The 3,458-nt window shown below is 61.8% G+C and carries 5 protein-coding genes and 1 pseudogene; all 6 read left to right on the top strand.

Translation table 11 applies throughout. The features are described from left to right. Positions 1–289, top strand: a 289-nt coding sequence (locus tag LQV45_RS21560; protein ID WP_230008752.1) for a hypothetical protein, incomplete at its 5' end; no start/stop codon positions are given. Positions 290–380: 91 nt separating this feature from the next. Next, positions 381–1,181: a F0F1 ATP synthase subunit A gene (atpB, locus tag LQV45_RS21555; protein WP_223916023.1), complete on the top strand. Its 801-nt coding sequence runs from the start codon at positions 381–383 to the stop codon at positions 1,179–1,181. A 125-nt stretch (positions 1,182–1,306) separates the two neighbouring features. Further along, entirely contained in the window at positions 1,307–1,525 is a 219-nt protein-coding gene (atpE, locus tag LQV45_RS21550; protein ID WP_003804776.1) for an ATP synthase F0 subunit C, read from the top strand. Positions 1,526–1,573: 48 nt separating this feature from the next. After that, positions 1,574–2,125 (top strand): F0F1 ATP synthase subunit B, encoded by a 552-nt coding sequence (locus LQV45_RS21545; RefSeq protein ID WP_223916021.1) that lies wholly within the window; start codon positions 1,574–1,576, stop codon positions 2,123–2,125. Further along, positions 2,125–2,952 (top strand): F0F1 ATP synthase subunit delta, encoded by an 828-nt coding sequence (locus LQV45_RS21540; protein WP_230008751.1) that lies wholly within the window; start codon positions 2,125–2,127, stop codon positions 2,950–2,952. The genes LQV45_RS21545 and LQV45_RS21540 overlap by 1 nt, the downstream gene beginning before the upstream one ends. 83 nt (positions 2,953–3,035) lie before the next feature. After that, positions 3,036–3,458, top strand: a pseudogene (locus LQV45_RS21535) (F0F1 ATP synthase subunit alpha); the annotation flags it as partial.

The raw sequence follows: 3,458 nt of genomic DNA, 5'->3' as shown, positions 1-3,458 counted from the left end.
ACCCAAAACTACGTCCGGTGCCCCCGGTGTATCGACCGACGGAAGCGACGGCGGATACAACGCCGGAATCGCCGTCTTCAGCTACATTGTTGGCGGAATCATCGTCTGGAGTTTGATAGGGTGGGGACTGGATAATCTGTGGGGAACCCGCTGGATTGTGCTCGCAGGCGCTCTGCTTGGAGCTGCGGGAGGGTTCTATCTTTCTCATATGCACGGCCTCACCAGTAACAGAACTTCAGCTGATGACGGCACTGCTGCACGTGGCCCGTCCCAGGACGAGGAACAGTAATGCCAAATAATTTCACAGGGGGAGAGGCGGGCACCAATGTCGCCGGTCCCCGCCCAACGCCCAATGATGGACACTGCAGAGAGGAAACGCGTTGATCGCGCTTGCGCTCCCGGCCCAAGATTCAGGAACCTTCACGCCTCCTGGAATTGAAGAACTTCACCTGCCGGCTATCATCCCCTGGGGTGCTGCCGACGGATTTTCCAAGCAGATGCTGCTGGTAATCCTGTCGGTCGTCATTATCGGTACATTCTTTGTGATCGCTGCACGGAAGCAGCAGCTGGTTCCCGGCAAGCTGCAGTTCGCTGGCGAGGCCGCCTATAGCTTCGTCCGCAACAGCATCGCCAAGGACATTATCGGCGGCCGGGACTTCATGAAGTATGTCCCGCTGCTGTTCACGCTTTTCTTCTTCATCCTCGTGAACAACATCTACGGTGCAATCCCGCTGATCCAGCTTCCCACCTTCTCGCACGTTGGCGGTGCCTATGTGCTCGCCGCGATCGTGTATGTCACCTGGATCGCCGTCGGCATCCGGAAGAGCGGCCTGAAGTACTTCAAGCTGGCCACGGTTCCGTCCGGTGTGCCGTTCTACATTCTCCCGATCGTCGTACCGATCGAGATCATCTCCAACTTCCTGGTCCGCCCGGTCACGCACAGCCTCCGTCTGTTCGCCACCATGCTGGCCGGCCACCTGATCATCATGATCTCCGGTGCGGGCATCGAATACCTCGTGATGCAGGAAAACGTCCTCCTCAAGGGCGCGTCCGTACTCGTCCTTGGCGGTGCGATCGCCATGTACATGCTCGAAGCGCTGATCATGGTGCTGCAGGCCTACGTCTTCACGCTGTTGACCGCGATCTACATCGAAGGCGCGCTGCACGCCGACAGCCACTAGGCGAAGGCCTTCAGGCGCACACGCCAGAAGGCACAACCCCAGCCGGCACAACATAGTCTTCCCCTCACGGGGATGAAGCAACCCAAACAACCTGCCACATGGGTGGCATCTTGAAAGGAAGAAAAATGGAAGGCTCCATCAACGGCTCCCTCAACCTCATCGGCTACGGCCTCTCCGCCATCGGCGGTGGTATCGGTGTGGGTCTCGTGTTCGCCGCTTACATCAACGGTGTGGCACGTCAGCCGGAAGCCCAGCGCGTCCTGCAGCCGATCGCATTCCTCGGCCTCGCGCTGACTGAAGCCCTCGCCATCCTTGGCCTGGTCTTCGCGTTCGTTCTTAAGTAAACAGAACAACCGAACATCCAGAACCGAGTAGATAAGGACGGGTGAAATATGAATCAAGCGATCATCTCAGCCGCCACCGAAGGCGGTACTAACCCCCTCGTTCCCAATCCTTGGGAAATGCTTGTCGTCTTCGCCGGCTTTGCGCTCCTCTTGTTCATCGTGGTCAAGTACGTTGTCCCGATGTTCGAGAAGACCTTCGCAGAGCGGGCCGAAGCCATCGAGGGCGGTATCGCCAAGGCCGAAAAGGCCCAGGCCGAGGCCTCCGCAGCGCTCGAAGAGTACAAGGCGCAGCTCACGGAAGCCCGCACCGAAGCCAACCGCATCCGCGAGGAAGCACGCGCCGAAGGCGCCCAGATCCTTGCAGAGCTGAAGGAGAAGGCGGCTGCCGAGTCTGCCCGCATCACCGCGCAGGCCCACACGCAGATCGAATCCGAGCGCCAGGCGGCCGTTGTGTCGCTCCGCGCGGAGGTCGGCACGCTGGCCACGACGCTGGCGAGCCGCATCGTCGGCGAAGCACTGAGCGACGATGCACGGTCGGCCCGAGTGGTGGACCGCTTCCTGGCAGATCTGGAGAACCAGAACGCGGGTGTAGCTAAGTAATGGCAGGTGTATCGAGCGAATCGCTGGCCGCTGCGCTGGCGGCACTGGAGGCCAAGCTTCCCACCGCGTCGCTGCAGTTGGCAAAGGAACTCTTCGGAATCCTGGGAACCGTGGACAGCTCGGCCGGCTTGCGCCGTGCTTTGACTGACCCGTCCCGCAGCGGTGACGAAAAGTCGGCGCTGGTCAAGCAGCTCTTCGGCGGGAAAGTATCCGCTGACGCTGTTGAAATCGCAGCCGGACTGGCCAGCTCCCGCTGGGCATCGGCACGGGATATCGGCGATGCACTCGAGACTCTTGCCGCTTCGGTGGTCATCGCTGTTGCCGAGAACAAGTCGGCCGTCTCTGCCTCCGGGCTCAGCGGACTGGAATCGCTGGAGAACGATCTGTTCTCCTTCAACCAGGCCGTTGAGTCCAGCCACGAGGTCCAGCGTGCTCTGTCCGAGCCGCAGGCCAGCCCGGCCGCCAAGGTGTCCCTCGCCGACAAACTCGTACCCGGTGCGAGCGAGGACGCGAAAGTCCTGATCGGGCAGGCCGTCACGGCTCCGCGCGGGCTTAAGGTCACCAGGCTGGTCCGCCGTTTCGCCGAGCTTGCCGCCAAGCGCCAGCAGCGCTGGATTGCAACGGTCGACGTCACCCGTCCGCTGACGGAGACGCAGATCAGCCGCCTGCAGGCGGGGCTGAACGCCCTTTACGGGCGCGAGCTCAAGATCAACATGAATGTTGACCCGGCACTGATCGGTGGCATCCGGATCCAGGTAGGTGACGAAGTGGTTGACGCTTCGGTCGCCGGCCGCCTGGGCCAGCTCCAGCGTCAGCTTGCCGGCTAGCCGGACAAGCACAACCTAACGACAAGAAACCCCGGTCATCGTGAGCAACGATGATCACGAAAACAGGAGAGCAGGGACTGCAGATGGCCGAATTGACCATCAACGCCGACGACGTCCGTAATGCGTTGAACGAGTTCGCGGCGTCCTACGAACCCGGAAACGCAGAGCGCGTAGAGGTCGGCCGTGTAACAACCGCAGGTGACGGCATCGCCCGTGTTGAGGGCCTTCCCTCGGTCATGGCGAACGAGCTGCTTCGCTTCGAAGACGGCACGCTGGGCCTGGCCCAGAACCTCGACGTCCGCGAGATCGGCGTCATCATCCTCGGTGACTTCACCGGAATCGAAGAAGGCCAGGAAGTCCACCGCACCGGGCAGGTTCTGTCCGTGCCGGTTGGCGACGCCTTCCTCGGCCGCGTGGTTGACCCGCTGGGCCAGCCCATCGATGACCTCGGCGAGATCAAGGCCGAGACCACCCGTGCCCTGGACCTCCAGGCACCCGGCGTGACC

The organism is Microbacterium sp. Bi128 (genome assembly GCF_918698205.1).
The sequence above is the reverse complement of the archived record's forward strand: the minus strand, read 5'-3'. Positions and strand labels throughout refer to the sequence as shown.